We start from the raw sequence: 25,398 nt of genomic DNA, 5'->3' as shown, positions 1-25,398 counted from the left end.
GCACGCGCATCCCGTCGAGGCGCGCGCGCGTCCGGCCGCCGGGACGGCCCGCCGTCACGGCTCCGCCTGCCGATGTCACTTGCCCATCACCTTGGCGAATTCGGCCAGCGTCTCGTCGCGCTTGCCGTAGACGGCGGCGCTGTCGACCTTGAGGATCTTGAGCTCGGAGATCAGCGGGCGCTTGGCCGAGACGTCGGTGCGCGCGGGCATGAGATAGGTCGCGGCGACCGCCTTCTGGCCCTCGTCCGAGAGCACGTAGTCGACGAACTTCTTGGCGTCTTCCGGCTGCTTGGAGGACTTCATGATCATGATCGGGCGCGGCGCGACCACGGTGCCGGAGGCGGGGAAGATCACGTCGATCGACTCGCCCTTGGCCTTGGCGGCGAGCGAGATGTAGTCGACGGCGCCGAACACGGCGGCCTTGGCGCCCTGCATCACCGGGTTCAGCGCCTGCGCGTTGGCGCCGGCGACGATGGCGCCGTTGGCGGCGAGGTTCTTGAACAGGTCCCAGCCATCCTCCGCCTGAAGCGCCGAGACCAGCTCGAAGGTGGCGCCGGACTGGGCCGGGTCGGGCATGGTCACGAGGTCCTTGTAGGCCGGCTTGGCGAGGTCGGACCACTCGGCGGGCTTGGGCGTGCCGGAGGCCGGGTTCCAGGCGATGCCGAGCGCCGAGATGCCCTGCGCCACCGCCGTGTCGGTCTTCAGGAAATCGGGCACCTTGGCGGCGTTCGGGCTGGTATAGGCCAGCAGCAGGTCGCGCTTGGCGAAGTCGGTCGCCGTATCCCACGAGGCGGAGATCACGACGTCCACCACCGGGTTGGAGGCTTCCGATTCGATGCGTGCCATGACCTTGCCGGTGGTGGCCTGGAACACGTTGACCTTCACGCCGGTCTTGTCGGTGAAGCCCTTGGCGAGGTTGTCGATCAGCTTGCCGGGGCCGGCGGAATAGACGGTGATGTCGGCCATCGCGGCCGTCGCGAAGAGGGACGCGCCCAGGGCGAGGGCAACGGGAAGTGCGCGCATGGTCTTCTCCTGTGGTTAGGCGGTGGCGCTGGCGAACCAGCGCAGGTCCTGCGGCGGGCAGAACAGCCCCACCACGTCTCCGACATTGGCCCGGTGCGGACTGGGAACCTGGATCTCGAAAGCGGTGCCGCAGATGCGCAGCGTCAGCAGGTAGCCGTCGCCGCGGAACCGCGTGCGCAGCACGTCGGCATGGGGGCGGCCCTCCTCGACCGGGCCGAGCCTTATGCTGCGGCCGGGAAGCAGCGTCTGGGCGGTGCGCCCCTCGGGGCCGCCATCGCCGAGGCTCATCGTCGTCCCCGCGATCCGCCATTCGGCATCGGCGCGGTCGGCCGGCAGCACGCAGCCGAGATTGAGGAATTCGGCGACCTCGGCGCTCGCGGGCGAGCCGATCAGCGTCTCCGGCGCGGCGAGCTGGGCGATCCGGCCGGCGCGCATAACCGCGACCTTGTCGGCGAGGGCGAAGGCTTCGGCGCGGTCATGGGTGACGTAGATGGCGGTGAGGCCGAGCTGGCCGACCAGCGTACCGATCTCCGCGACCATCGCCTCGCGCAACTCCGGGTCGAGATTGGAGAGCGGCTCGTCGAACAGCACCAGCGGCGGCTCGGCCACGATGGCGCGGGCGAGGGCGACGCGCTGCTGCTGGCCGCCCGAGAGCTCCGACGGGCGCCGGCCCGCCATCGCTCCGAGCCCGACGCGCTCCAGCGCCATCGCCACGCGCATGCGCCGCTCGGCCGCCGGCACACCGCGCATCTCGAGCGGGAAGGCGACGTTCGCCGCGACGCTCATATGCGGCCACAGCGCGTAGTCCTGGAACACCATGCCGAGGCCGCGCGCCTCCGGTGGCACGAAGGCGGCGCCGGACGCATCGGCGACGGTGGCACCCATGATCTGGATAGTGCCGGCGGTCGGCGCGAGCAGCCCCGCCACGAGCTGGAGCAGCGTGGTCTTGCCGCATCCGGAGGGGCCGAGCAGCGCCAGCACCTCGCCCGGCGCGACCTCGAACCCGACATCGTCGAGGATGCGCGCCGCGCCGTAGCGCAGGCCGAGGCCGCGGACCGAGACCGCTCCTGGAGCTGTTGAGGACATGGATCTTCCGGCTAGCAATGCTTCGGGCACTGCTAAGCGAGCCGGATGACACTTGCGTGACACCTACGGCCGGTATCCGGGGCCGGTGTCGTAGCTCGCGGGCGCGGGGGATCACATCGCGCGATCTGGTGGCGGGGCAGCCGTCACCATCGGTCATGACAGGATGAATGCGGGTGGGGGGCGCCGTAACGGCCACGCGCCGCCCGCTCAGGCGCAACGGTCTGCGCAACTGCGCCCCGCCCGTGGCGCGAGTAAGGGGCGCAACGAACGGGGTGTCAGTCACCAGTGGATGGATATTTTCCCGCCGCCTGGCGGGAAAGTCGGCCGAATGCTCGCCAGCCTTCGGCGCCTTTTGCGACCCTAGATCACGCCCTTCCGGTCGACCTTTTCTTCCGGCAGTTCGACGCCCTTCTCCTCGCGCCGGCGGTGCGACTGGTGCACCCCATAGGCAAGGGCCGCGAGCAGGAGCAGCGCTCCAATTCCGAACAAGAGTTCCATGCGGGCCTCCTTTCGCTCTCGGGGACAACGCCGCGGAAGGCGAGGCGGTTGCCGCTGGATCGGGAAAAGATGGGTTGGGGGGTTCCGTTTCTGGAGCGGCGGATTCCCCGCGAGGTACGACACCACGTGCGCGGCTGGGCGGCTATGAGTCTGCCGGACGGGTTGGCCGTTTTGGAGCATCCATGCGCCCGGGCGGTGATGTCGGAAACCGCCATTGGACCTATTAGGGCGGAGAGACAAATGCCTATGATATCTAAAAACAATAACTTGTAGTGGTTGTCTAACTTACCATGGCAAGATACCCCGTCGTCGCGTCACTTCCTCAGTGGCGGAGGGGCGTGGCCGGTCCAGGCCTCGAAGAACGCGGCGTAGAGTTCCGCCATGCCTTGCGCGAGAAGGCCGCCGGTCGGCGCGAGGCAGCGCGCGAGGATGCCGCATTCGCCCGGCAGGTTGCTGAGGCCGATCCGGCATCCCAGGGCGTCGAGCCGCCGCATCAGGGCGGGAGCGTGCACGTCGCCTCGCCGAGCGCCGAGGCCGACCATGTTGCCCATGGCGCGATAGGGCCCGAGCGGCGAGGCCGGCCCGGCGAATTGCGCGCCGGTGATCGTGCCGCGGTCCCACACCATGACCTGACCGTCCGCGTTGCGCACGCGCAGCTCGGTGCGGAGCCGGCCGAAGGGGCGGCCGCGCTGCTCGGGATCGTGCGTGGCGAAGCCGTCCGCGAGTATGGCGCGCGCGCCGGGCACCAGTGTCACGTCGGTGGCGACATGCAGATGCGCGTCGGGAAACAGGATGAAGGGGTCGTTGGTCAGCGCGAGGAAGGCGTCGTCGCGAAGGCGGATCGCGGTCGAGAGGCGCGCCTCGTTTCCCGGCGTGCGATGGACGACCGTCGCCGCCTGGCTGGTGACATGGGCCTGCGCGCCGGCGCCGGCCTCGATCTCGAGCGCCAGCCGGTCGCCCGTATACATCCCCCCGGAACTCGATTGCAGATAGAGCGTGGCGCATTCCGGCAGATGCGGGTCGAGCCAGAACGGGCGGGTGATGTGAAACGGGTAGGGCACGTGCTGGCGCGCGAGGACGGTGCGCCCGCCACCCCGCACGAAGCCGAGATGCGCCCGCACGTCGCGCGCGCCCGCCGTTCCTGCGGCGGCCGGCCGGGCGTCCCGAAGTCCCGCCGCCTGTGGGGCGATGTTCATCAGAACAGCACCGCCTTCAGCATGGTGTCGGCCACTTCCGCCACGCCGGCGCCGCGGCGGGCATCGGTCAGGATCACCGGCCGCTGGCCGCGAACGGCGCGGGCTTCCTCCACCATGCGGGGCAGGGCGACGCCGACATGGGGGGCGAGGTCCTGCTTGTTGATGACCAGCAGGTCGCAGCGCAGCGTGCCCGGCCCCTTCTTGCGGGGAATGTCGTCGCCTCCGGCCACGTCGATGACGAAGATCCACCAGTCCACCAGGTCGAGCGAGAAGGTGGAGGCGAGGTTGTCGCCGCCGGATTCGAACAGGATCAGCTCCACGCCGGGGAACCGGACTTCGAGCTCGTCTCCCGCCGCGATGTTCAGCGTCGGGTCCTCGCGGATCACGGTGTGCGGGCAGGCGCCGGCCTCGACCGCCGAGACGCGCTGCGGATCGATGAGGCCCGAGCGCCGCAGCCGTTCGGCGTCCTCGCGGGTGACGAGGTCGTTCGTCACCACGGCGAGGTCGACGCCGCGCTCGTGCAGCACCGGGATCAGGGCCTCGATCAGCGCGGTCTTGCCGGAGCCGACCGGCCCGCCGATGCCGACGCGCGCCGCTGCGGCGCGCCCTTCCGCCCCTCCGGCGGCTCGATCGTCCAATGTGCTCATCGCAGCATGTACCTCTGGGCGAGAGGCAGCGTGTCGTAGGGCTCGCAGGTGGCGAGGGTCCCGTCCACGAACACCTCGAAGGTCTGCGGGTCGACGCGGATGTCGGGGCAGGCGGCGTTCAGCACCATGTCCCGTTTCGTCAGCGCGCGGGTGCCGCTGGCCGGCAGCAGCGCCTTGGAGAGCCCCAGCGTGCCGGCGAGCCCGTCCTCGATGGCGAGCGGGTGGACGAAGCAGGCCGACAGGGCCGGCGCGGCGCGCCCGAACGCGCCCCATTGCGGGCGCATCAGCAGCGGCTCGCAGGTCATGAGCGAGGCGGCGGAATCGCCCATCGCGCCCCAGGCGATGAAGCCGCCCTTCACCACCAGCTCCGGCTTGATGCCGAAGAATCCGGGCCGCCAGATAACGATGTCCGCCATCTTGCCGTCCTCCAGCGAGCCGATATGCGCGGCGATGCCGAAGGTGCGGGCGGCGTTGATGGTGTATTTGGAGATGTAGCGGCGGATGCGGGCATTGTCGCCCATGCCCGGCACGTCCTCGGGCAGCGGGCCGCGCTGGTCCTTCATCTTCGAGGCGAGCTGCCAGGTCCGGCAGATGACCTCGTGGATCCGCCCCATCCCCTGGCTGTCCGACCCCAGCATGGAGATGGCCCCGAGATCGTGCAGCACGTCCTCGGCGGCGATGGTCTGGGGGCGGATCCGGCTCTCGGCGAAGGCGACATCCTCGGGGATCGCCGGGTTGAGGTGGTGGCACACCATCGTCATGTCGAGATGTTCGTCGAAGGTGTTGACCGTGTAGGGATTGGTCGGGTTGGTCGACGAGGGCAGGCAGTTGGCGATGCCGGCGACGCGGATGATGTCCGGCGCGTGGCCGCCGCCGGCCCCTTCCGTGTGGTACATGTGGATGGTGCGCCCGCCGATGGCGGCGAGCGTGTCTTCGAGGAAGCCGCTCTCGTTCAGCGTGTCGGTGTGGATCTGCACCTGGAAGTCGAGCTCGTCGGCGACGCGCAGGCAGGTGTCGACCGGCGCCGGCATCGAGCCCCAGTCCTCGTGCAGCTTCAGCCCCAGGCAGCCGGTCCGCATCTGCTCGACCAGCGAGGCCGGCCGGTGGCTGTTGCCGCGCCCGAGGAAGCCGAAATTGATCGGCCAGTGCTCGGCGGCCTGCAGCATCTTGCCGGTGTTGAACGGGCCGCCGGAATCGATGCCGACCGTGATCGGGCCGAGCGAGCCGCCGATCATGGTGGTGATGCCGCTGGAGATGGCGTGCTCGCACAGGCCCGCGCTGTCGAAATGCACATGCACGTCGATGGCGCCGGCGGTCGCGATCAGCCCTTCGCAGTCACGCACGGTGGTCGCCTGCGAGACGATGAGGCGCGGGTCGACCCCGTCCATGATCGCCGGGTTGCCGGCCTTGCCGAGGCCGACGATCTTCCCGTCCTTGATGCCGAGGTCGCCCTTTACCACGCCGAGCACCGCGTCGATCACGACGACGTTGCAGAGCAGCATGTCGAGCGCGCCCTCGGCCGAGGTGACGCCCGCCGCCATGCCGGCGCCGTCGCGCAGCGTCTTGCCGCCGCCGTGCAGGCATTCGTCGCCATAGACCGTGTGGTCCTTCTCGACCACGGCGATCAGCGAGGTGTCGGCGAGCCGGATCCCGTCGCCGACGGTCGGCCCGTACATATGCGCGTAGTCGCGGCGTTGCATCGTAACCATGCTCAGGCTCCCTTGAATCCGCGCTCGCGAGCCCGGCGCAGCGGGTCGGCGGCATCGGCCGCGCCACGGGCGAGGTCGTTGAACCCGCTCACCTTCCGCTCGCCGCCGAAGGCGACCAGCACCAGCGTCTTGCTCTGCCCCGGCTCGAAGCGCACCGCCGTGCCGGCGGGGATGTCGAGGCGCATGCCGTAGGCCTTCGCCCGGTCGAATTCGAGCGCCCGGTTCACCTCGAAGAAGTGGAAATGCGAGCCGATCTGGATGGCGCGGTCGCCGGTGTTGACCGCCGTGACCTCGGTGCGCTCGCGCCCGGCATTGAGCTCGATCTCCCCGTCGAGCGGCAGCAGTTCGCCCGGCGCGAGACGCTCGGCGGCGGCGCCTTCCAGCGGGCGGATCGGCTCATGGATGGTCACCAGCTTGGTCCCGTCGCGGAACACGCATTCGACCTGCAGGATCGGGATCAGCGGGGCGACGCCGGGCAGCACGTCGTCGGTGCTGAGGATGCTGGAGCCGAAGCTCATCATCTCCGACACGCTGCGCCCGTCGCGCGCGCCTTCAAGGATCTCGTCGGTGATCAGCGCCACCGCCTCGGGATGGTTCAGCTTCAGTCCTCGCGACCGGCGTTTGCGGGCGAGCTCCGCCGCCGTGAAGATCGTCAGCCGTTCGAGTTCCGTGGGGGTGAGAAGCATCTGGGCCGTCCTGCGGTTTGGGGAGCCGATCAGTTCGAGAAGAGCCGGACGTCCGAGCTGGCGTGGCGCATGGTGGCGATGTCGAGCATCGGCGTGAGGCTTTCGAAATCGTCGCAGGTGAGGGCGCCCGCCCGTCCCGCCTCGTCCACGAGCCGCGCCAGCAGCGGCAGCGTCAGGCCGAGGCAGCGCTGCGCCTCCACCGCGCCGACGAGGCCGAGGCGGACCGCCGCGCTCACCATGCCGGCGGCGACCCCATAAGCGGAGGCGGCCAGCGCGGACTGCGCGTCGAGGCCGCAGGCGCGCCAGACCGCGCCCTGCATCACCGGCAGATGGCCAGGCATATGCCGGCGCTCGACCTGCCTCTTCAGCTCGGCGGCAGACGGCGTGCCGATGCGGGCATGGGCGGTGAGGAAGGCGAGCCCGTTGCGGCGCGAGCCGGTACGCTGCGGAGCGGGCAGGGTGGCGGCGTCGAGGCGGCGGTCTATTTCCGTCAGGCGGTCCATGTCCGCGCCGGCGGCGAAGGCGAGCGCGACGGCGATCCGGTCCATCCCCATCCAGCGATGGGTCAGCGTCATCGCGAGAACACCGGCGAGACCCTCGCCGTCGAGCCGTTCGCCCAGCTCCGCCAGCCCCTCGACCCCGTTGGAAAAGGCGAAGCCGCCATTGGGGAAGGCCGAATCCGCCTGCCAGAGCGTCGCGAAAAGGCTCAGCATGGCGCCTCGTCGGGCTGGAGGAGGCGCGTCTCGACGCGGGTGTCGAGGCCGAGCGCGGCGAGGCGGGCGCGATAGGTCTCCTCCGGCCCTTCCAGCGCGACCTCGATCGACGTGGCCTCGAAGCGCACGCGCCAGTGCAGGTTGCCGACGTGGTAGCCGAGCTCCAGCGCGGTCGCGAGGTCGAGGGGGGTGAGGCGGAGCCAGCGTTCCGCATCGACCCGCACGACGATGGCCCGGTCCGGCTCGAGCAGCAGCACGGCGCCGTCGGTCAGCGGCTCGTCCCGCGGCAGCGCGACCGCCACCTCGGCGCCCCGGTTGGTCAGCGCCCGGAAGCGTCGCCGCGCCAGTTCGGCGGCCGGCAGCACCAGCCACTCCACCGTGCCGTGGTGCTCCATGTGGTGCAGCCGGTCGGCGAGGCCGTCGTCCAGCCGGTTTCCGAGCACGCGATCGACAAGCAGCATGAGAACCGTCCCGATGTGGAGAGCGCGTCAGGCGAGGTTGGGGCGGGCAGGCCCTTCGGGCTCGGCTATGCGCTTGAACAGGAACAGGCAGCGGCCCGTGCCCTCGTCAGCGGCCGGCACGTGGAGCTGCTCGGTGAGATAGCGGAACACGATCCGCGCGGCGGCTGGCGACAGGGTGGGCTTCCACAGCCAGATATCGCTGTCCTCATCGACCGCGTGGCGCGCGAACAGGGCCTGCGTCGGGTCGTCCGCGCAGCCGACGCGCCACTCGGCGGGCTTGCCTCCGAATTCCTTGATGTAGCTCAGGAATTCGAACTTCACCTGTTGCGGACTGAACACCATGACCCTCACCCCGGCAGCGGGTTGAGGCGCGCGTGGCGGGACGCCCCGGCGGTCTGGTTGCGCCAGCGCCCGACCGACTGGTTGCCGGCCTGCTTCTCGTCGGCCGACATCTGCGCGACGACCGCCTCCAGCGCGGTCAGCGCGGCGCCCACGCCGTGCTGGGCGGCGAGCGACAGCCAGGTGAAGGCTTCGACGCGGTCCTTCTCCACGCCGAGCCCGTTCGCATACATGAAGCCGAGGCGCGCCTGCGCGGGATAGTGCCCGGTCTCGGCCGCCGCGCGATACCAGCGCGCCGCCGCCGCGTGGTCGGCCGGCGCGCCATCGCCCTTGGACAGCACGGTGGCGAGATTGTACTGGGCGAACATGTCGCCGCGCTCCGCCGCCCGTTCGAGCCAGCGTATTCCGGCGCCGACGTCGCGCGGCGCGCCCTGGCCCATGGCCAGCATGGCGCCGACATTGGTCTGGGCGAGGAGGATGCCGGCCTCGGCGCCCTCGAGATAGAGCGCGAAGGCGCGGGTGAGGGAGGCTTCCACCCCTTCGCCGTTTGCGTACATGGCGGCGAGCCAGGTCTTGGCGTCCGCGTCGCCCTCCTCGGCCAGCCGGGAGAAGGACGCGAAGGCCTCCTCATAATCGCCGTGCATATAGGCGGCGATGGCGGCGCCGAGCGCCGTGGCATCCTCGGCTGGGATTTCCAGCGACAGCATGACGTCAGCCTCTCGGGTTCTGGTAGAGCGGTTGCGCGAAGTCCCCGCGCGGCATGCGCGCGACCCGCGCGGCGAGGGCGCCCTGCATCCACGCGCCCGACGCGTCGGGCTGGCTCGGCAGGGCCGCGCCGATGGTCTGCGGGTGATGCTGGGTGCCCCAGAGCGCCCGCGCCTCGTGCTCGGCCTCGCCGCGTTCGGCCCGGAACCGGATCTCCTCGCGCCATAACAGGCGGTCGCCGCGCGGATCGGAACCGTAGGTCGACAGCCGGCACAGCGTCTGGCCCATCGCGGTCGGCTGCAGGTTCACGATGGCGGTGCTGCGCTCGGTCGCGAGCAGCACCAGATTGGGAAACAGCCAGGAGGCCCGCGCGGGCGTGCCGTCCGACAGGGCGGTGTCGGCGAGCATCCAGATGTCGGCCCGGGAATGCGCCGGCGTGCCCGAAGCGAGAGCCTGGCCCATCAGCTTCCAGTTCGCCGCATATTCCAGCCACACCTCGTCCGACCAGGCGGGCTTGTGGTTGCCGAAGAACCCGCCGAGGCGGCCGAGGCTCGCCAGTTCCTCCGCCGGCCAGGCGGGGGCGACGTCGAGATTGACGAAGATCAGCGGGCCCCAGCTCTGCACATGGGCGGTCAGCAGCCGCTCGGGGCGCAGGCCCAGATACTGGTGCATCTGCGGCGTGCCGTCGCCGAGCTCGCTGGCGGGAATGGCGCCGCGGTCGCGGCTGTAGCCACAGGAGGTGAAGGAGCACTTGGTCTTGGCGCCGGTCTGGCATTGCAGCGGCACGGCGCGGCATCCCCCGTGCTGGGCCTTGTTGAAGCGCGCGACGATGCCGTCGTCGGTGCGCTGCACATGGATGCCGTGGGTGCCGACGGTGAAGGGGAGGAGGTCGCCCCTGCCGGCGATCGCCTCATGCGTGCCGACGCAGATCCAGTCACGCGTCCAGACCGCCTCGTCCTCGAGCTGGCTGAAGCGCAGCGAGCGGAAGGCGGCGGGCGGCAGCACCCGCGGCTCGTGCCCGAGCGCGTCCGCATAGAAGGCGGGGTCCGCGAGGTCGTGGCCCTCGTCCCGGTAACCGAGATCGCGTCTGTGTGTCATGTCCGGCATCCAGCGAGGGGAGGGCCGGCGCGCGCATTGCCGCGCGCGCCGGGTGTCCGTTCGGCGGGCTCAGGACGTCGCGGCGAGCGCCGGCGACTCGTAGTCCGCGCGGCCGCGATGCTTGATCGCGTCCACCGGGGGCGGCGGCAGCGGGCCGTCCTTCGAGAACCGGTCGAGGACGTTCTTCACCAGGGTGGAGACGTTGTTCTTGCCCTCGTTCCACGGCAGCGAGCCGCAGAAGGCGATCGAGGAGAAGGCGAAGCACGCGCCGCCGTTCGGGGTCTCGTGGAAGGCGATGTCGCCGCGCACGCGCGGGTGGACGGTGCCGTCGAGGCCCTGCTGGTTGAAGCCGAAATCCTCCATGACGAGGAGATAGGCCTCTGTGTGCCGGCCCGCGGAGGTCGCGACCGCCAGCGTGTGCGGCGGCGAGCCGAGCGTGACGTCGACGATATCGAGCTCGAGCCCGGCGCAGCCGCCGCCGACGAGGCCGAAATTGCCGATCGGCTCGTCATAGGAGATGCCTTCGAAGGCCCAGGCCACGCGCGGGTCGAGGCTGTCCGGCGTCCGGCTGTAATAGGTCGAGATGTCGAAGCCTTCGTTGGTCATGCCGACGCCGGCAACCGAGTAGAGCGAGCGGCCGCGATAGCGCCACATGCCGCCGAGCTCGCCCGTGCCCTGGTGGTAGTACTCGCCCGGGTCGGCGCGCCAGGTGCGGATGCCGGATTCGCAGCGCCGCATCTCGGTGATGACGCCACGCCCGACGCCGTCATAGGCGGGGTGGTAGGAGTGGACCCAGTACCAGGCGTCCGCGCCCATATACATCAGCCGCCCGCCGCGCTGGGTGTAGTTGTGCAGGGCGTCGAGCTGGGTGCCCGAATTGTGCTCGGGATGCGAGCCGGTGATGATGACGTTGTAGTTCTCGAGCCGGGCGAGGCCGTCATAGGTGACGTCCTCGTCGGTGATCACGTCATACTCGTAGCCCATCGTCTCCAGCCAGTAGATCAGGTGGAGGTCGGCGGGGTACTGCCACGGCGCCTGGGCGAGGAAGTGGTCGTATTTCGGCCGGATCGACAGGATCGGACGCAGGCGCGAGGACAGGCAGATGCCCGAGCCGTCGGTGTGGGTGTCGTAGATCGAGCCGCCATATTCGCGGTGCTCGGCGAGGAACATGTTCTGGTGCTGCATGATCGGCACGCGGTAGACGAACAGCTCCGCGCCGCCGGCGTTGCAGGCCACGTGCTCATTGGCATAGGCCATGTAGCTGATGGTCGGCACCATGACCGCGATCTTGGACTGCTCCTCGCCGATCCGCGGCACGATCCAGAACGGAATGTAATCCTCGTCGCCGTCCGTGGTCGTCAGCTTGAGCGCGTAGAAGCGGCTCTTGATCTCCTTCGGCACCGCCCATTCGACGTCGGCTTGCCAGCGGGCGTCGTCGACGTCGTCGTCGTGGAAGTGGATCGCGCCGTATTCCTTCCTGGCGTGCTTCCAGTCGAAGTTCTCGCCGGCCCAGTTGTAGCCGGTGAGCGCGCGGGTCGGGCAGTTCACCAGCCGTGCGTCGAAGCGGTACGGGCCGTTGTCCTTGGCGACGATGGTGCTGATGCCGTCCCAGAAGTCCCAGGCGGCGACGATGAGCGCGGAGAGCTCGCCGGTCGGGCCGGAATTGCGGCGCTCGGTGAGGCCGGGCTGCGCGCCGCCCTTCATCTGCTCGATCTCGAACCGGCTCAACGCCTTCTTGACGATACGCGGGCTGTCGATCTTGCCGTTGTACTTGCCGGTGAACCACACGCCGGCGGGAAGCGAGGAGCTGCCGAGCGGGTCGCCGCCGATCTTCTCGACATAGGCGGCGAGCGCCACCGGCGCGTCGGTGTGGACGATGCCGGTCTTGATGGTGGTCTTGACCGGCTCGATCACCGGGTCGAGCGCGTAGACGATCAGCGGCTCATGATAGAGCACGACCTCGCCGGTCGCCGCGTCGAAGCTGGCGGCGACGAAGTGCCAGGCGTGGTCGCGGATCGGCACCCCGGTCGTGACCTTGTGCTCGTTGATGCGCAGCTCGAGGCAGCCTTCCTCATTGATGAAGAGGCCGTAGCCCTTGCCGTCCATCCACTTGGTGACGAGGCCCTGCGCGCCGTGCTTCCAGTAGCGCGGATGCGTCTTCGGCGTGGTCGGCCAGATGTGGCACTGGAGCGTGAAGCTCTCGACGTGAAACTGCGGCGCGTCCTCGACATAGCCGTAGGAGCCGCCGTGGATGATCTGCTTGCGCCCCTTGTAGGTCCCGTCGCAATCGGCCGCGACGGCTTTCTCGATGAAGCCCGGGCCGCGGGGATTGGTGTCGCCATGGATCATCTGGACGACTTCGGCCTTGAACTCGGCCGGCCCGTCGCAATTGACGTAGAACTTGATCGTGTCGCCCGGATGGACGCCGAACTTGTCGGCGTATCCCGTCAGCCGCATGGCGCACATGTCTCGATTCTCCAAAAATAACGCTGGCGTCGGGCACGCCGGTCCCGTTCGCGGCCCGGGAGGGGCCGCGTTCGGGCGCAGTGCCGAGGCGAAGCTGGGAAACTCTGGGTGGCTGCGCGTGGCGCCGGGTCAGGTAACCGGCCAGTTGTCGTCCCGGTGCTTCCAGCCTTCCTGGAAGTTCTCGGGCATGCCGGCCGTCTCGGGCAGCTCGTCGAGGCGCATCAGGAAGATGTCGTGCTGGGCTTCCTGCTCGCAGGTGTAGACCTTGTCCGTCACGAATTCGGGCGGAACGCCGCGGATGCCGGACAGGCGGCCGATGCGCCATTCGGCATCGACCTTGGTGCAGATGATGATGAGCTTGCCCTTGGGCGACTCCCCGCGCATGCGCAGCAGCACGCGGCGAAGGTCCGGATTTTCATGCACGCCGCCGGTGACGACGGTGGTGTCGCCGGGTGTGGCGCATTTAAGCACGGAGAATCCGGCGACCCCCTTCATGGAGTCGACGCACTCGCGGTGCTCCTTGATCATGGCCTCGCGCTCGGGCGTGCCCTTCTTCGGGATCGGTATCATCGCCAATGTTCTCCGTCGTGATCGAAGAATAGCCGCCGCACGCCATGTAAAATAATGACGAACGGTGCCGGGTGGATAGATGAGTGGGAGATCAGATCGAATGAACTCCAGTTTAGAACATGACCGAATCTAGAGCTTTCGTCAAGAAAATACGTCGTTTCGTCTACGTATATCTAGAACATCTAGATGGTCATGTGGCGTTCGATCAGTTCATCGGTCATTTCCGGCATCGGGCCGCGCGCGACGACGCGGCCGTTGTCGACCATCAGGAACGCATCGCCCAGCTTGCGGGCGACCTTGATGTGCTGCTCGGTCACGATCAGGCTGATGCCGAACTCGCGGTTGAGCATCATCAGGATCTCGCCGATCTCGTGGACGATGTTCGGCTGGATGCCCTCGGTCGGCTCGTCGAGCAGCAGGATCTGCGGGTCGACCGCGAGCGCGCGGGCGATGGCGAGCTGCTGCTTCTGCCCGCCCGACAGCAGGCCGGCGCGGCGGTCGAGGTTTTCCTTGAGATAGGGAAAGATGCGCAGGCAGATCTCCGGAATGTCGCCGGACCTGTCGGCACGAGCGAAGGTGCCGAGCAGGATGTTCTCGCGCACCGTGAAGTTGGAGAGGATGCCGCGCCCTTGCGGCACATATCCCAACCCCTGCTTCGCCCGCACATGGGTCGCCTGGCCGCTCAGCTCGACGCCGTTGATGCGAATGGCGCCGGACGAGCGGTCGGTGAGCCCCATGATGGTGCGCATCAGCGTCGTCTTGCCGACGCCGTTGCGGCCGAGCACGCACAGGCACTGGCCCTTCTCCATCTCGAAGGAGAAGTCCCTCAGGATGGGGGTCGCGCCGTAATAGGACGTGACGTTGTCGAAGCTGAGCAGCGTGCTCATGCGGCCTCCTGCTCGCCGAGATAGACGTCCCGGACCCGCCGGTCGGCCTCGATCTCCTGGATCGAGCCCTGGGCGAGCAGCGACCCCATGTGCATCACGACGACGACGTCCGCGATGTTGCGCACGAAGCCCATGTCGTGCTCGACCACCAGCAGCGTGGCGGACTGGCGCAGATCCTTGAAGATCTGCGTGGTCTTCTCGATCTCGCTCTCGGTCATGCCGGCGATCGGCTCGTCCATCAGCAGCAGGCGCGGCTCCTGCATCAGCACCATGCCGATCTCCAGCCACTGGGTCTCGCCATGGGAGAGGATGCCCGCGCGCTCCTTCAGCCGGTCGGTCAGGCCGGCCAGCGTCGCCACCTCGTCGAGCTTTTCCTTCAGCCCTTCCTTGCGGAACTTGAACAGGTTGCGGAACGGGTTGGTCTGGCGGCTGTAGGCCACTTCGAGGTTCTGCCGCACGCTCATGTCGCGCAGTACCGCCGGCACCTGGAACTTGCGGCCGATGCCGGCGCGGGCGATCAGGTGCTCGTGCCTGGCGGTGATGTCGTCGGTGGCGAACAGGATCTGGCCGGAGGTCGGCTTGATGCGGCCGGTGATGAGATCCATCGTCGTGGTCTTGCCGGCGCCGTTCGGCCCGACCAGGCAGCAGATGGTGCCCTCCACGACTTCCATGCTGAAGTCGTTGATGACCTTGGTGGTGTCGAAGCTCTTCGACAGATTGCGGATTTCGAGAAGACCGGTCATGAGGCCCCTCACTCGGCTGGCATGGGCCTGCCGCCGTCCGGCGCAGGCGAGGAGGTCGGGCGCTGCCGGTCGAACAGGCCGAGCCCGGACTCGACCAGGCTGGCGAGGCCGTTCGGCAGGAAGCGCACCACGACGATGAAGAAGCCGCCCAGGATCAGCAGCCAGGTGGCGAGGAAGGCGTCGCCGAGATAGCTCTGCGCACCCTGGATGATGAAGGCGCCGAGGATCGAGCCGAGCAGCGAGTGCCGCCCGCCGATCGCCGCCCAGATCACCATGGAGAGGCTGAAGCCGACATCGAGCTGCGCCGGCGACACGTACTGCACCAGCATCACCCAGCAGCAGCCCGCCAGCGCCGCGATCAGGCCGGAGACGGTGTAGATCACCGTCTCGTAGCCGGCGACGCTGTAGCCGAGGAAGCGCACGCGCTCGCTGTCGTCGCGGATCGCCTGGGTGACGAGGCCGAACGAGCTCTGGGTGATGAGCTTGGCCACGAAGGTGGCCCCGGCCAGCAGGCAGAGCACGACCCAGTAGGCGGTCGGGCTGTAGGGGTCGACCTCCACGCCCGCGAACACGAACGAGGAGGGTGGCGTCAGCCCGTTGACGCCGCCGGTGTACGCCTGCCGGTCGAGGATGATGGTGTAGAAGGCCGACAGCATGGCGAGCGTCATGATGGCGAAGAACGGGCCGGAGACGCGCGCGCGGAACATGATGCCGCCGAACGCGGCGCAGAACAGGGTCGGCACCGCGACCGCCAGCACCAGCCCGACCGCCGTGCTCTGGAACGGCTGCCAGAGCAGGGGCAGGTGGTCGAGGCTGTTGTTGAGCATGAACGGCGGAATCGGGTTGGATTCGCTCTGGCTCTGCATCTGCATGGTCATCGCCATGCCGTAGGCGCCGAGGCCGAAGGCGATGCCCTGGCCGAGGTTCAGGATGCCGCCGAAGCCCCAGCACAGGCTGATCGAGAGCGCCAGCATGCCGTAGACGCCGTAGGTGGCGAGCTGGTTGAGCAGGAAGCTGTCACTCACCGTCATCGGGATGATCGTCAACGCCGCGAAGAACACGACATAGACGATCCATTGCGCAATCTTGTTGTGATAGAGGTTGCCCATGGTCTCAGAACCGTCCTGGCGTGGCGTTGCTGATGACGGCGAAGGTCATCGCCGGGCTCCCGCCTGTGCGAACAGGCCCTGCGGGCGGAACCGCAGGAAGGCCACGATCAGCACGAAGATGATGAAGCGGGCGAAGGTGTCGTTGGTGAAGAAGGCGAAGACGGACTGGAGCTCGCCCGTCACGCCGCTCGCCACCACGCTGCCCGCCAGCGAGCCGCCGCCCACGACCACCATCAGGAACGCCTGCACGACGTAGCTCGCCCCCATGGTCGGCAGCACGATCGCCAGCACGCCGAACAGCGCGCCGGCGACGCCGGCCAGCCCGGCGCCGAGCGCGAAGGTCAGCATGTAGATGCGGCTGGAATTGATGCCGAAGGAGGCCGCCATCTCCTTGTCCTGCATGACCGCGCGCACCTGCACGCCGAACCGGGTCTTGTAGAACAGGAGCCACAGCGCCAGCACGAGCAGCGCCGTGACCAGCAGGACGACGATGCGGAACACGGAGAGCGACACCGAGCCGATCATCACATTGCTCTGGAAGATCTCCGGCACGGCAAGATATTTCGGGTCGCTGCCGAAGATCAGCCGCACGCCCTGCATCAGCACCAGCGAGACGCCATAGGTCGCCAGCAGCGTGTCGAGCGGGCGGTTGTAGAGATAGCGGATCAGGCCGCGCTCCAGCGCCAGCCCGACCAGGGCGACGATGACGAAGGACACCGGCAGGCACAGCAGATAGGGCAGGCCGAGATAGAATTGTAGCATGTAGGAGCTGTAAGCCCCGAGCATGATCAGCTCGCCATGCGCCATGTTGATGACGCCGGCGGTGCCGTAGATGATCGTCAATCCCAGCGCGGCGATCAGCCAGATGCTGGCGATGCTCACACCGAGAATGAGCGCGTTGATGAGCGAACCCAGATCCATAGAACCCTATCCCTCGAGCCCGAGACCGCCGGGCGCGCCATGGTGAGGGCGAGCCCGTGCGTCGACCGCGAACGGCCCCGGAAGCGCGGGGGCGCACCGGGGCCTTCTGGCGTCAGATGACGTTCTTGCGGATGCTGCCGTCCGGGGCCTTCAGCCCGTTGGCCGTGCAGACGCCGAGGTCGGGATAGATCGAGTAGGGGTCGGGCGCGACCTGCTCGGCGGCGGCCTTGACCACCTTGAACGTCCCGTCCGCCTGGCACTGGCCGATCTTCGGCTTCAGCCAGGTGTTGAAGTTGTCCTTGTCGATCCAGACCTGGCCTTCCGGCGAGACCGCGTCCTCGATCACCAGCCCGCCGGAATGGTCGCGGATGGAGCGCGGGGTCACGTTCTCGAACCCGACCTCGGCGGCGGCCTTCTCGAAGCCGGCCTTGAACACATAGGCGGAGATGTAGGTCTCCTCCATGTTGTAGTGGGTCACGCCGTTCTTGCCGTACTTGCTCGCCAGGAAGCCCTCGACGAACTTGTGGTTGGTCGGGTTGTCCAGCGTCTGGAAGTAGGGCGCGGAGAGGAAGTGGCCGGCGCCGAACTCGGCGCCCATGGCGCGGGTCTCGATCTCGCCCGTGGTGAGCGAGGCGATCGGCATGTCGTCGACCTTGAAGCCTTCCTGCTTGAACTGCTTGTGGAAGGCGATGTCGGACGCGCCGACCACGGTCGAGAAGATGAAGTCGGGCTTGGCGTCGCGGATCTTGTTCAGCACCGGGCCGAACTCCGAACTGCCGAGCGGGATGTATTCCTCGCCGAGAAGCTCGCCGCCGGCCTGCTCGAGCCAGATCTTCGCGTTCTTGTTCGATTCCTTCGGCCACACATAGTTGGAGCCGACGAAGAAGACCTTCTTGCCGAAGTTCCCGACCATGAAGGGGATCAGGTCCTTCGAGTGCTGGTTGGCGAGCGGGCCGGTGCAGATGGTGTTCTGCGTGCACTCCGCGCCTTCGTAGCAGGTCGGGTAGTAGAGCAGGTGGTTACGCTGCATCACGGTCGGCAGGATCGCCTTGCGGCTCGCCGAGGTGTAGCAGCCGAAGATCGCGATCACCTTGTCGCGCAGGATCAGCTCCTTGGCCTTCTCCGAATAGACGGCGAAGTCCGACTTGGCGTCGACGATCACCGGCTCGACCGGTACGCCCGCGACGCCGCCGGCCTTGTTGATCTCGTCGATCGCGTACTGCATGACGAGGGTGGAGTCCTCCTCCGGGACCGCCAGCGATCCGGTGAGGGAGAACAGCAGGCCGACCTTGATCGGCTCGCCCTTCTTCAGCGTCGCGCCCCACGCCTCGCCGGAGCCCGGCAGCCAAAGATGAGGCAGGGCCACGGCAGTGGAAGCGGCAAGCGTCGTCTTGAGTATATTACGGCGTGTGATGTTCATATCTACGACCCCTCGGGCAACGAACGTTGATTCGCGGCCTCAGCTTTGCGCCTGGAAGTTTTGAATTGTGGCTAGATCGATTATCTAGATGCTATGTCGCTAGCTGCGGGGCCGTCAACGGTTTTCGTCGCAGTTATCAAATTTTCTTCCTACGATTAAAAACTGCCCGCATCGACGGCAGATGCGCGGTCAAGGACTGTGCAGGAGCCTCGATGTCGGGCTGTTTTTCAGGCTGCTGGCCGGATTATGTCAGTCGGACGCGTCCGGGCCGCGTTGTGCCTCGGGCCGCGGCGCGGCGGCCGTGGCGGCCACTCGCGGCAAATGGGGTGAGCTACATGCCGATATCTAGAAGCCTCGTCGAGGTGCACCGAATTGATGATGCCGCCTCGCGCCATTCCGCTAGAGTATTTTCTCGCGCCCTCTTTCAAAGATGGCGTAATCGTGACAAAACGAGCATATCTAAGATTGCAGGTACGCTGGAAAAGCTGACGCTCGATCGCGTCGGGGAGGCGTCGATCACCGTCGGAAGCAGCGATCGCGTGACCATATGAAGATCCTCATCGCCGATGACCATTGGGTCGTCCGTCAGTCGCTGAAGCAGGTCATGCGTCGCCTGCGTCAGAAGCTCGAGACCTTCGAGGCGGAGACCTTCGACGAGGCGGCGGCGCTTCTGGTCGAGCATCCCGACATCGACCTGATGCTCATCGATCTGGTGATGCCCGGCTTCGACGCCTTCGACGGCCTTCACAAGCTGCGCATGAATTTCCCGGACGTCCCCGTGGTGGTGGTCTCCGTCCATGAGGACGTGGACCACGTCCTGCGCTCGCTGGAGCACGGCGTCATCGGCTATGTGCCGAAATCGGCCGGCGGCTCGGAGATCGAGCGCGCGCTGGAGCGGGTGCTGGCCGGCGAGGTGAGCTTCCCGCGGCGGATCATCGAGCGTTCGGCCGGCGGCACTCCGAAGCTGGCGGCCGAGCCTGCCGCCGCCCCGGCCACACCGGCGCCTCCACCCGCCCCGGCGAACCCGCAGGCCCCGCCCGCTCAGGCAGCCGACGAGGTGCGCGACGAGCTCGACCTGCTGACGCCGCGCGAGCGCGACGTGCTCAGCCTGCTCGGCCGCGGGTATTCGGTGAAGCGGATCGCCGAGGAATTCGAGCTCAGCAGCCAGACGGTGCGCGTGCATCTCGGCAATGCGATGCGCAAGCTCAACATCCGCGATCGTTCCGCCGCCATGCACTACGCGATCGGCCGCTTCGGTACGAAGGAGAGTGCCTGAGGTGAACGACGTGCCCGTGCCGGAGCACCTGGGCGACATCTTCGCCGGACTGGACGCCGCGCCGCTCGGCATCCTGATCTGGTCAGCGGAGCAGAGGCTTCTCTACGTGAACGACCGCTTCCGGCGAAGCTGCGATTTCCCGGTAACGGTCGGCATGGGCTTCGACGCCTTCATCGACACCATCGCCCACTGGCCCGAATGCGTGCTGCCGACCGACCGGGACGCATGGCAGCGCGAGCAGACCGCGAGCTTCGGCTCGGAGAGCAGCCAGGACTACCTGTTCGCGACCGGCCTCGTGCTCAACGTCACGCAGACGCCGACCGCCAATGGCGGCATGACGATGTCGTTCGCGGACGTCACCGCGATCAAGAACAACGAGCGCGCGCTGCAGCTCGCCAAGGAGACCGCCGAGGCGACGGACGAGGCCAAGTCCCGCTTCCTGCGCGCCGCGAACCACGACCTGCGCCAGCCGCTCGCCTCGCTCAAGATCCTGATCTACAACTGCATTCGCGAGGAGGACCCCGAGCATCGCTCGGACATGCTGCACGCCATGGGGATCGCCACCTCCATCATGGAGGACCTGCTCGGCGCGCTTCTCCAGATCGGGCAGCTCGACGCCGGCCGTGTCCAGCCGCGCATCACCTCGTTCCAGCTTTCGCAATTGTTCGAGCGGCTCGACGTCCAGTTCCGCCACCAAGCCCGCGAGAAGGGGCTGCGCCTCGCCTTCGTCTGGCCGCACGGCACGGTGGCGACCGACCGCGCGCTGCTGGAGCGCATCCTGAGCAATTTCGTCGCCAATGCGATCCGCTTTACCGAGGTCGGCGGCATCGTCGTCGGCTGCCGGCGGGAGGCGAACGGCCTCAGGATCGAGGTGGTGGACACCGGGCGCGGCATCCGGCCGGAAGACCGCGACCGCGTGTTCGACGAGTTCTTCCGCTCCGAGGAGCAGCGCGCGCAGAAGAGCGGCCTCGGCCTCGGGCTCAACATCGTCAAGCGGCTGGCGGGCCTGCTGGAACTGCCGATCCGCCTGCGCTCGGAGGTCGGTCGCGGCTCGATCTTCTCGGTCACCGTGCCGATGGGCAACATCTGGCACAGCGAGGCCAACGAGATCGAGATCAGCGAGACGGTCGCCGGCGAGTTCGTCGGCACGCCGGTCATACTGGTCGAGGACGACGACATCCTGCGCCAGACCATGACCCAGCTCCTGCGCCGCTGGGGCATCGACGTGCACGCGGCGGCGGAGGAGGGGGAGGCGATCCGGCTGATCGAGAGCGGCGTCTCGCCCCGGCTGATCGTGGCCGACTACAATCTCAAGACCCAGATGGGCGTGGACGTCGTCGACAGGCTGCGCAAGGCGATCGGCGCCGAGGTGCCGGCGATGATCGTCACCGCCGACGCGGAGCCGCGCGTGATCGAGAGCATCCGCGCCGCCCGTCTGCCGGTGCTGATCAAGCCGGTCAGCCCGCCGCGGCTGCGCGTGCTGATGCACAACCTGCTGTTCGAACCCTCGCTGGTGTCCGTCGCCGAACCGCCCGCCTCCCAGTCCAGAAGAGATGCCCCGTGACCAGCAGCATGGAACCCGTGCCCATCGGCAGCATGGTGCCGCTGACCGGCCCGTCGGCGGCGGACGGCGCGGAATTTCGCAAGGGAATGATTCTCGCCGTCGAGGAGCTCAATGCCCGCGGCGGGCTGCTCGGGCGCCCGATCCTGCCGATCTTCGCCGATACGTGCCGGCAGACGGCGGAGGAGGTCGTGACCGCGGCGCGCTGGCTGATCGAGAAGCATAAGGTCCACGCCATCGTCAACGGCTACAATATCGGCCCGCAGAACTCCGAATACGAGCCGATCGCGGATGCGGGGATCATCTACGTCCACGCCAACACGCTGCTGCAGCACCACGACACGGTGATGAGCGATCCCGACCGCTATTTCGGCTGCTTCATGGCGGACCCGGCCGACTACTGGTACGGGCCCGGCTTCATAAAGTTCATTTCCTGGCTACGCGATTCCGGCCAGTGGACGCCGCACTCCAACCGCATCGCCATCATTTCCGGCTCGAAGCCCTACAGCATCGTCATCGCCAACGCGATGGCGAACGCGGCGGCCGATTTCGGCTGGGAGGTGGCGTTCGGGCCGAAGATCGTGCAGACGCCGACGCATCACTGGCGCGACGTGCTGGAAGAGGCGCGCGCGACCAACCCGGCCGTGCTCGCCAACACGCATTTCTATGCGGTGGACCTTGCCCATTTCCAGCGCCAGTTCCGCGCCAACCCGATGGACTGCATCGTCTATCTGCAATACGGCGCCATGCACCGCACCTTCAACGACATCGCCCAGGAGGCGTGCGACGGGGTGATTGTCTCGTCGGTCATCGGGCTCCTGCGCGACGAGATGGGCAAGCGATTCGAGGCCCGCTACATCGCCCGCTTCGGCGAGGGGTCGACGGCGACCATCGGCTGCCAGTCCTACAGCAACATGCACCATTACGCGGTGGCGGCGGCGATGGCGGGCGGCTCCGGGCCGCCCGGCGATTTCGAGCAGAACCGCAAGGTCGCCTTCGCCCTCAAGGGCATGATCTACCGCAGCGTGCACGGCACGATCCGCTATCACCCGGACTGGCAGGCGGTCGTGCCCTATCCGGTGGTCACTCATGATCCCTCGCTCGGGATGCCGCACATCTTCTACCAGATCCAGGACTTCCGTAAGCCGCTCTCCATGATCGCGCCGGAGCCCTACAACACCGAGCGATTCATCTCGCCGCCCTGGATGAGCGGGCGCACCGCCGCGCGGCAGACGACGGCGAATCCGCGCGGTCTCGTCGGCCTCTGAGGCGACGGCCCGGGCAGGGGCGCGCAGCGTTCCGCGAGGGCGACTATTGCAAACGTCTAGATGGTTATTTCGGCTGGAGGTCCATTCCTCGGGGCCTCAAGAAGTGCGCCGATAGCGCAGCGGATGGAATGCGACGTCGCCGCCGTGTCGCGTGCGGCTGCGACTTTGATATCCCACCTGTTCGACGGGGCGGCTATTCACGCGGCGACATCCCCGGCTCATCGTCGGAGGGAGCATCGGCGGCCGTCTTGCCGCTGAACCTCGTCAGTGCCTGCCGCAGGCGCGGCGCGGCAAAGCTGAGGAACCTTCTCATTTTCAGCGGCATCTGCCCGCGCGGCACATGGACGAGGTGGACGGGGGCCGGTTCGCGCTCGAACGTCTCCAGGATAATCTCCAACTGCCCCCGGTCGACCGCGTCCGCCACCTGGTAGTGCAGGAGCCGCGTGACGCCCACATTGTCGATCGCCGCTTGCGCCGCAGCGTCCGCCGTCGTCACCGAAAGTCGGGGCTGGATGGCGACCTCAAGTCTCAGTCCCAATCCCGGCGAGCGGTAGGTCCAGTGCGGCGACGGCACGCCCATGTCGAAGGCCACGCAAGGCATGCGCTGGAGATCGTTCGGCTCGGTGGGGCGTCCGTGGCCGGCGGCGAGCCTGGGGCTTAGGCAGGTCACGGTGCGCATGCTCCCGACCCGCGTCGCCACCATCGAACTGTCCGGGAGCGCACCGATGCGCACCGCCATGTCGACATGGTCATCGACGAGGTGAAGGTTGCGGTCGGACTGCAGCAGCCGGACGTTGATTTCGGGAAAGGTCGCCAGAAATTGGGAGACGATCGGAAGCAGATGCCGCCGACCGAACGAGATGGGCGCTGTGATGACCAGTTCGCCCCTCGGCGCGATGAACTCGCCCGCGGCCTCGCGCTCGGCTTCCTCCACCTGCTCGAGAATCCGACGTGCCGCCGCCAGATAGGCGATGCCGGCCTCGGTGAGCGCGAGCTTTCGGGTCGTCCGGGTCAGAAGCTGTACGCCGAGAAGGGTCTCGAGGTCCGAAATCTTGCGGCTGAGCGTTGCCAGGGGCACGTGGAGCGCGCGGCTCGCCGCAGAGAAGCTTCCCTTCTCGGTGACGGCGGCGAACATCGACATGGCTTCGAAGCGATCCATCGATCTTCCCGATTTCCGGTGAAATCCTTCTCATAGATACCGGATTATCCTTCTGACCGAAATGCAACATCTTCCTCTTCACACGAGCCAGTTCCGGCTCGGCCCTGAGGAGATGCTCCATGTCCCGCCTCGCCGTCCCCAACCTCGATGATGCCCCGGAAGCCTCGAAGCCGGTGCTCGATGCCATCCACAAGTCGCTCGGCGTCGTGCCGAACCTGTTTCGCCTGATCGCCAACAGCCCGGCCGCCATCAACGCCTATGCCGGCCTCAGCGGGCCGCTCACCAAGGTTCTGGACGTGAAGACCCGCGAGCGCATCGCCCTCGCCGTGGCCCAGGTAAACGGCTGCGACTATTGCCTTTCGGCCCATACCTATCTCGGCCTCAACCTCGCGAAGATCAGCCCCGAAGAGATTGCGCTGAACCGCAAGGGCCGCTCGAGCGATGCGACGGCCGACGCGGCGGTGAGCTTCGCGGCGAAGGTGGCGAGCCAGCGCGGTCACGTTTCCGACGCGGACATCGCGACCGTGCGCGCCGCCGGCTTCGCCGACGCGCAGATCGTCGAGATCGTGGCGCTGGTCGTGGAGCACACGTTCACCAATTACCTCAACGAGGTCGCGAAGACCGACATCGACTTCCCCGTCGTTCACGCCGCCGAGGCGGCCTGAACTCGGCCGGGCCGGGCGCACCCCGGTTCGCCACGTGACGCAGCGGAGGCTGCCATGCCCTATGATTTCCTCGATATCGCCGTCACGCCGAGTGTCCGTGCCGCCCAGGCGGCGATGGGCGCCGACGGGTTGTGGTCCGACTTCAAGGGGAACCGGCCTTCCGACCGATTCAGCCCGGACGAGGCGGCCTTCATCGCCACGCGCGACAGCTTCTACATGTCGACGGTCTCGGAAAGCGGCTGGCCTTACGTGCAGCATCGGGGCGGCCCGCCCGGTTTCCTCAAGGTCGTGGACGATCGCACGCTGGCCTTCGCCGACTACCGGGGCAACCGCCAATACATCAGCGTCGGCAACCTGGCGGCGGACGATCGCGCTTGCCTGATCCTCATGGATTATCCGAGGCGTGCGCGTTTGAAGATCTACGCCCACGTCACGGCGATCCCGCTTGGCGCGGAGCCCGAGCTCGATGAGCTCGTCGCGCCCTCCGGCTATCGGGCAAGGCCCGAAAGGATATTTCGACTGAAGCTGCAGGCGTTCGATTGGAACTGCCAGCAGCACATAACCCCTCGCTTCACGGAGCTGGAGGTCGCGGAGGCGGTGAAGCCGCTGCGCGACCGCCTGCAGGCCCTCGAAGCGGAATGCGCAACGCTTCGCGCTCAGCTCGCATCGCAGGGAACATCAAAATGACCGCTATTCAGCGCCCGCCGCTGCCCCCCTTCACACGTGAGAGCGCGATCGAAAAGGTTCGGCTCGCCGAGGACGGCTGGAACAGCCGGGATCCGGAGCGGGTCGCGCTCGCCTATACCCTCGACAGCTCGTGGCGGAACCGCAGCGAGTTCGTGGAAGGCCGGGAAGCCATCACTTCCTTTCTCGAGCGCAAATGGCGCCGTGAGCTCGACTATCGCCTCATCAAGGAACTGTGGAGCTTCACTGAAAACCGCATCGCCGTGCGCTTCGCCTATGAGTGGCACGACGACAGCGGGAGCTGGTTTCGGTCCTATGGGAACGAGAACTGGGAATTCGACGAGAACGGGCTGATGCGCCGCCGCTACGCCAGCATCAACGACCTGCCGATCCGCGAGGCCGACCGCCGCTACTTCTGGCCGCCGGGACGTCGCCCGGACGATCACCCCGGCCTGAGCGAACTCGGCCTCTAGGCCGCTCGCCCCGTCCATCCAGCTCCAATCGGCTG

General features: G+C 67.6%; 26 protein-coding genes. 6 read left to right on the top strand and 20 right to left on the bottom strand.

Translation table 11 applies throughout. From position 1 onward, the window contains the following. Positions 1–75: 75 nt before the first annotated feature. The 19 genes from NVS89_RS15385 to NVS89_RS15295 form a co-directional block, all read right to left on the bottom strand. On the bottom strand, positions 76–1,023 hold the full coding sequence (locus NVS89_RS15385; RefSeq protein WP_258733649.1) for an ABC transporter substrate-binding protein: 948 nt from the start codon (positions 1,021–1,023) through the stop codon (positions 76–78). Between the two features lie 15 nt (positions 1,024–1,038). After that, on the bottom strand, positions 1,039–2,109 hold the full coding sequence (locus NVS89_RS15380; protein WP_258733648.1) for an ABC transporter ATP-binding protein: 1,071 nt from the start codon (positions 2,107–2,109) through the stop codon (positions 1,039–1,041). 360 nt (positions 2,110–2,469) lie between these two features. Continuing rightward, entirely contained in the window at positions 2,470–2,607 is a 138-nt protein-coding gene (locus NVS89_RS15375; RefSeq protein ID WP_258733647.1) for a hypothetical protein, read from the bottom strand. 314 nt (positions 2,608–2,921) lie between these two features. Next, positions 2,922–3,803, bottom strand: a complete 882-nt coding sequence (locus NVS89_RS15370) for an urease accessory protein UreD (RefSeq protein ID WP_258733646.1) — start codon at positions 3,801–3,803, stop codon at positions 2,922–2,924. Continuing rightward, the gene (gene ureG / locus NVS89_RS15365; protein ID WP_258733645.1) at positions 3,803–4,450 is read right to left on the bottom strand and encodes an urease accessory protein UreG; all 648 of its coding nucleotides are present in this window, start codon (positions 4,448–4,450) and stop codon (positions 3,803–3,805) included. Before ureG ends, NVS89_RS15370 begins: the two co-directional genes overlap by 1 nt. Continuing rightward, on the bottom strand, positions 4,447–6,159 hold the full coding sequence (ureC, locus tag NVS89_RS15360; RefSeq protein WP_258733644.1) for an urease subunit alpha: 1,713 nt from the start codon (positions 6,157–6,159) through the stop codon (positions 4,447–4,449). The genes ureG and ureC overlap by 4 nt, the downstream gene beginning before the upstream one ends. Before the next feature lie 2 nt (positions 6,160–6,161). After that, positions 6,162–6,845 (bottom strand): urease subunit beta, encoded by a 684-nt coding sequence (locus NVS89_RS15355; protein ID WP_258733643.1) that lies wholly within the window; start codon positions 6,843–6,845, stop codon positions 6,162–6,164. Between the two features lie 29 nt (positions 6,846–6,874). Further along, the gene (locus tag NVS89_RS15350; RefSeq protein WP_258733642.1) at positions 6,875–7,558 is read right to left on the bottom strand and encodes an urease accessory protein UreF; all 684 of its coding nucleotides are present in this window, start codon (positions 7,556–7,558) and stop codon (positions 6,875–6,877) included. Continuing rightward, the gene (gene ureE, locus NVS89_RS15345) at positions 7,552–8,019 is read right to left on the bottom strand and encodes an urease accessory protein UreE (protein ID WP_258733641.1); all 468 of its coding nucleotides are present in this window, start codon (positions 8,017–8,019) and stop codon (positions 7,552–7,554) included. Before ureE ends, NVS89_RS15350 begins: the two co-directional genes overlap by 7 nt. 27 nt (positions 8,020–8,046) lie before the next feature. After that, entirely contained in the window at positions 8,047–8,361 is a 315-nt protein-coding gene (locus NVS89_RS15340; RefSeq protein ID WP_258733640.1) for a hypothetical protein, read from the bottom strand. 5 nt (positions 8,362–8,366) lie between these two features. Then, the gene (locus NVS89_RS15335) at positions 8,367–9,065 is read right to left on the bottom strand and encodes a tetratricopeptide repeat protein (protein ID WP_258733639.1); all 699 of its coding nucleotides are present in this window, start codon (positions 9,063–9,065) and stop codon (positions 8,367–8,369) included. Between the two features lie 4 nt (positions 9,066–9,069). After that, entirely contained in the window at positions 9,070–10,161 is a 1,092-nt protein-coding gene (locus NVS89_RS15330; protein WP_258733638.1) for a Rieske (2Fe-2S) protein, read from the bottom strand. Between the two features lie 69 nt (positions 10,162–10,230). Then, positions 10,231–12,627, bottom strand: coding sequence for a N,N-dimethylformamidase beta subunit family domain-containing protein (locus NVS89_RS15325; RefSeq protein ID WP_258733637.1), 2,397 nt, complete (start codon positions 12,625–12,627; stop codon positions 10,231–10,233). Between the two features lie 129 nt (positions 12,628–12,756). Beyond that, positions 12,757–13,197 carry a N,N-dimethylformamidase alpha subunit family protein gene (locus NVS89_RS15320; protein ID WP_258733636.1) on the bottom strand — a complete coding sequence of 147 codons (441 nt, stop codon included), beginning with the start codon at positions 13,195–13,197 and terminating at the stop codon, positions 12,757–12,759. Positions 13,198–13,379: 182 nt separating this feature from the next. Continuing rightward, a complete protein-coding gene (gene urtE / locus NVS89_RS15315; RefSeq protein ID WP_258733635.1) occupies positions 13,380–14,084 on the bottom strand; it encodes an urea ABC transporter ATP-binding subunit UrtE in 705 nt (234 codons plus the stop codon). After that, the gene (gene urtD / locus NVS89_RS15310) at positions 14,081–14,827 is read right to left on the bottom strand and encodes an urea ABC transporter ATP-binding protein UrtD (RefSeq protein ID WP_258733634.1); all 747 of its coding nucleotides are present in this window, start codon (positions 14,825–14,827) and stop codon (positions 14,081–14,083) included. The genes urtE and urtD overlap by 4 nt, the downstream gene beginning before the upstream one ends. 8 nt (positions 14,828–14,835) lie before the next feature. Further along, positions 14,836–15,936 carry an urea ABC transporter permease subunit UrtC gene (gene urtC, locus NVS89_RS15305; protein ID WP_258733633.1) on the bottom strand — a complete coding sequence of 367 codons (1,101 nt, stop codon included), beginning with the start codon at positions 15,934–15,936 and terminating at the stop codon, positions 14,836–14,838. Positions 15,937–15,981: 45 nt separating this feature from the next. Beyond that, a complete protein-coding gene (gene urtB, locus NVS89_RS15300; protein WP_258733632.1) occupies positions 15,982–16,857 on the bottom strand; it encodes an urea ABC transporter permease subunit UrtB in 876 nt (291 codons plus the stop codon). Positions 16,858–16,969: 112 nt separating this feature from the next. Beyond that, the gene (locus NVS89_RS15295; protein WP_258733631.1) at positions 16,970–18,277 is read right to left on the bottom strand and encodes a transporter substrate-binding domain-containing protein; all 1,308 of its coding nucleotides are present in this window, start codon (positions 18,275–18,277) and stop codon (positions 16,970–16,972) included. Between the two features lie 547 nt (positions 18,278–18,824). On the opposite strand from NVS89_RS15295, the gene NVS89_RS15290 reads away from it, so the two are divergent. The 3 genes from NVS89_RS15290 to NVS89_RS15280 are packed head-to-tail and all read left to right on the top strand — an operon-like array spanning position 18,825 to position 22,382. Continuing rightward, positions 18,825–19,553 (top strand): response regulator transcription factor, encoded by a 729-nt coding sequence (locus NVS89_RS15290; protein ID WP_258733630.1) that lies wholly within the window; start codon positions 18,825–18,827, stop codon positions 19,551–19,553. A gap of 1 nt (position 19,554) precedes the next feature. Further along, complete coding sequence (locus tag NVS89_RS15285; RefSeq protein WP_258733629.1) at positions 19,555–21,117, top strand: ATP-binding protein; 1,563 nt, start codon at positions 19,555–19,557, stop codon at positions 21,115–21,117. Next, on the top strand, positions 21,114–22,382 hold the full coding sequence (locus NVS89_RS15280; RefSeq protein WP_258733628.1) for an ABC transporter substrate-binding protein: 1,269 nt from the start codon (positions 21,114–21,116) through the stop codon (positions 22,380–22,382). Before NVS89_RS15285 ends, NVS89_RS15280 begins: the two co-directional genes overlap by 4 nt. A 193-nt stretch (positions 22,383–22,575) precedes the next feature. On the opposite strand, the gene NVS89_RS15275 is transcribed toward NVS89_RS15280, so the two are convergent. Then, positions 22,576–23,541, bottom strand: coding sequence for a LysR family transcriptional regulator (locus NVS89_RS15275; protein ID WP_258733627.1), 966 nt, complete (start codon positions 23,539–23,541; stop codon positions 22,576–22,578). A 119-nt stretch (positions 23,542–23,660) separates the two neighbouring features. Between NVS89_RS15275 and NVS89_RS15270 the strand changes: the two genes are divergently transcribed. The 3 genes from NVS89_RS15270 to NVS89_RS15260 are packed head-to-tail and all read left to right on the top strand — an operon-like array spanning position 23,661 to position 25,363. Beyond that, positions 23,661–24,206 (top strand): carboxymuconolactone decarboxylase family protein, encoded by a 546-nt coding sequence (locus tag NVS89_RS15270; RefSeq protein ID WP_258733626.1) that lies wholly within the window; start codon positions 23,661–23,663, stop codon positions 24,204–24,206. Between the two features lie 54 nt (positions 24,207–24,260). Then, positions 24,261–24,893, top strand: coding sequence for a pyridoxamine 5'-phosphate oxidase family protein (locus tag NVS89_RS15265; protein WP_258733625.1), 633 nt, complete (start codon positions 24,261–24,263; stop codon positions 24,891–24,893). Further along, positions 24,890–25,363, top strand: coding sequence for a nuclear transport factor 2 family protein (locus NVS89_RS15260; protein WP_258733624.1), 474 nt, complete (start codon positions 24,890–24,892; stop codon positions 25,361–25,363). Before NVS89_RS15265 ends, NVS89_RS15260 begins: the two co-directional genes overlap by 4 nt. Positions 25,364–25,398: the final 35 nt, after the last annotated feature.

The organism is Ancylobacter mangrovi, assembly GCF_024752355.1.
Classification (GTDB): Bacteria; Pseudomonadota; Alphaproteobacteria; order Rhizobiales; family Xanthobacteraceae; genus Ancylobacter; species Ancylobacter mangrovi.
Note: the sequence above shows the minus strand (reverse complement) of the source record. Positions and strands in the feature narration are given on the sequence as shown.

Coding starts and splice junctions, on each gene's coding strand:
- NVS89_RS15385 (WP_258733649.1), bottom strand. CDS start 1,023: ATGCGCGCACTTCCCGTTGCCCTCGCCCTGGGCGCGTCCCTCTTCGCG.
- NVS89_RS15380 (WP_258733648.1), bottom strand. CDS start 2,109: ATGTCCTCAACAGCTCCAGGAGCGGTCTCGGTCCGCGGCCTCGGCCTG.
- NVS89_RS15375 (WP_258733647.1), bottom strand. CDS start 2,607: ATGGAACTCTTGTTCGGAATTGGAGCGCTGCTCCTGCTCGCGGCCCTT.
- NVS89_RS15370 (WP_258733646.1), bottom strand. CDS start 3,803: ATGAACATCGCCCCACAGGCGGCGGGACTTCGGGACGCCCGGCCGGCC.
- ureG (WP_258733645.1), bottom strand. CDS start 4,450: ATGAGCACATTGGACGATCGAGCCGCCGGAGGGGCGGAAGGGCGCGCC.
- ureC (WP_258733644.1), bottom strand. CDS start 6,159: ATGGTTACGATGCAACGCCGCGACTACGCGCATATGTACGGGCCGACC.
- NVS89_RS15355 (WP_258733643.1), bottom strand. CDS start 6,845: ATGCTTCTCACCCCCACGGAACTCGAACGGCTGACGATCTTCACGGCG.
- NVS89_RS15350 (WP_258733642.1), bottom strand. CDS start 7,558: ATGCTGAGCCTTTTCGCGACGCTCTGGCAGGCGGATTCGGCCTTCCCC.
- ureE (WP_258733641.1), bottom strand. CDS start 8,019: ATGCTGCTTGTCGATCGCGTGCTCGGAAACCGGCTGGACGACGGCCTC.
- NVS89_RS15340 (WP_258733640.1), bottom strand. CDS start 8,361: ATGGTGTTCAGTCCGCAACAGGTGAAGTTCGAATTCCTGAGCTACATC.
- NVS89_RS15335 (WP_258733639.1), bottom strand. CDS start 9,065: ATGCTGTCGCTGGAAATCCCAGCCGAGGATGCCACGGCGCTCGGCGCC.
- NVS89_RS15330 (WP_258733638.1), bottom strand. CDS start 10,161: ATGACACACAGACGCGATCTCGGTTACCGGGACGAGGGCCACGACCTC.
- NVS89_RS15325 (WP_258733637.1), bottom strand. CDS start 12,627: ATGTGCGCCATGCGGCTGACGGGATACGCCGACAAGTTCGGCGTCCAT.
- NVS89_RS15320 (WP_258733636.1), bottom strand. CDS start 13,197: ATGATACCGATCCCGAAGAAGGGCACGCCCGAGCGCGAGGCCATGATC.
- urtE (WP_258733635.1), bottom strand. CDS start 14,084: ATGAGCACGCTGCTCAGCTTCGACAACGTCACGTCCTATTACGGCGCG.
- urtD (WP_258733634.1), bottom strand. CDS start 14,827: ATGACCGGTCTTCTCGAAATCCGCAATCTGTCGAAGAGCTTCGACACC.
- urtC (WP_258733633.1), bottom strand. CDS start 15,936: ATGGGCAACCTCTATCACAACAAGATTGCGCAATGGATCGTCTATGTC.
- urtB (WP_258733632.1), bottom strand. CDS start 16,857: ATGGATCTGGGTTCGCTCATCAACGCGCTCATTCTCGGTGTGAGCATC.
- NVS89_RS15295 (WP_258733631.1), bottom strand. CDS start 18,277: ATGAACATCACACGCCGTAATATACTCAAGACGACGCTTGCCGCTTCC.
- NVS89_RS15290 (WP_258733630.1), top strand. CDS start 18,825: ATGAAGATCCTCATCGCCGATGACCATTGGGTCGTCCGTCAGTCGCTG.
- NVS89_RS15275 (WP_258733627.1), bottom strand. CDS start 23,541: ATGGATCGCTTCGAAGCCATGTCGATGTTCGCCGCCGTCACCGAGAAG.
- NVS89_RS15270 (WP_258733626.1), top strand. CDS start 23,661: ATGTCCCGCCTCGCCGTCCCCAACCTCGATGATGCCCCGGAAGCCTCG.
- NVS89_RS15265 (WP_258733625.1), top strand. CDS start 24,261: ATGCCCTATGATTTCCTCGATATCGCCGTCACGCCGAGTGTCCGTGCC.
- NVS89_RS15260 (WP_258733624.1), top strand. CDS start 24,890: ATGACCGCTATTCAGCGCCCGCCGCTGCCCCCCTTCACACGTGAGAGC.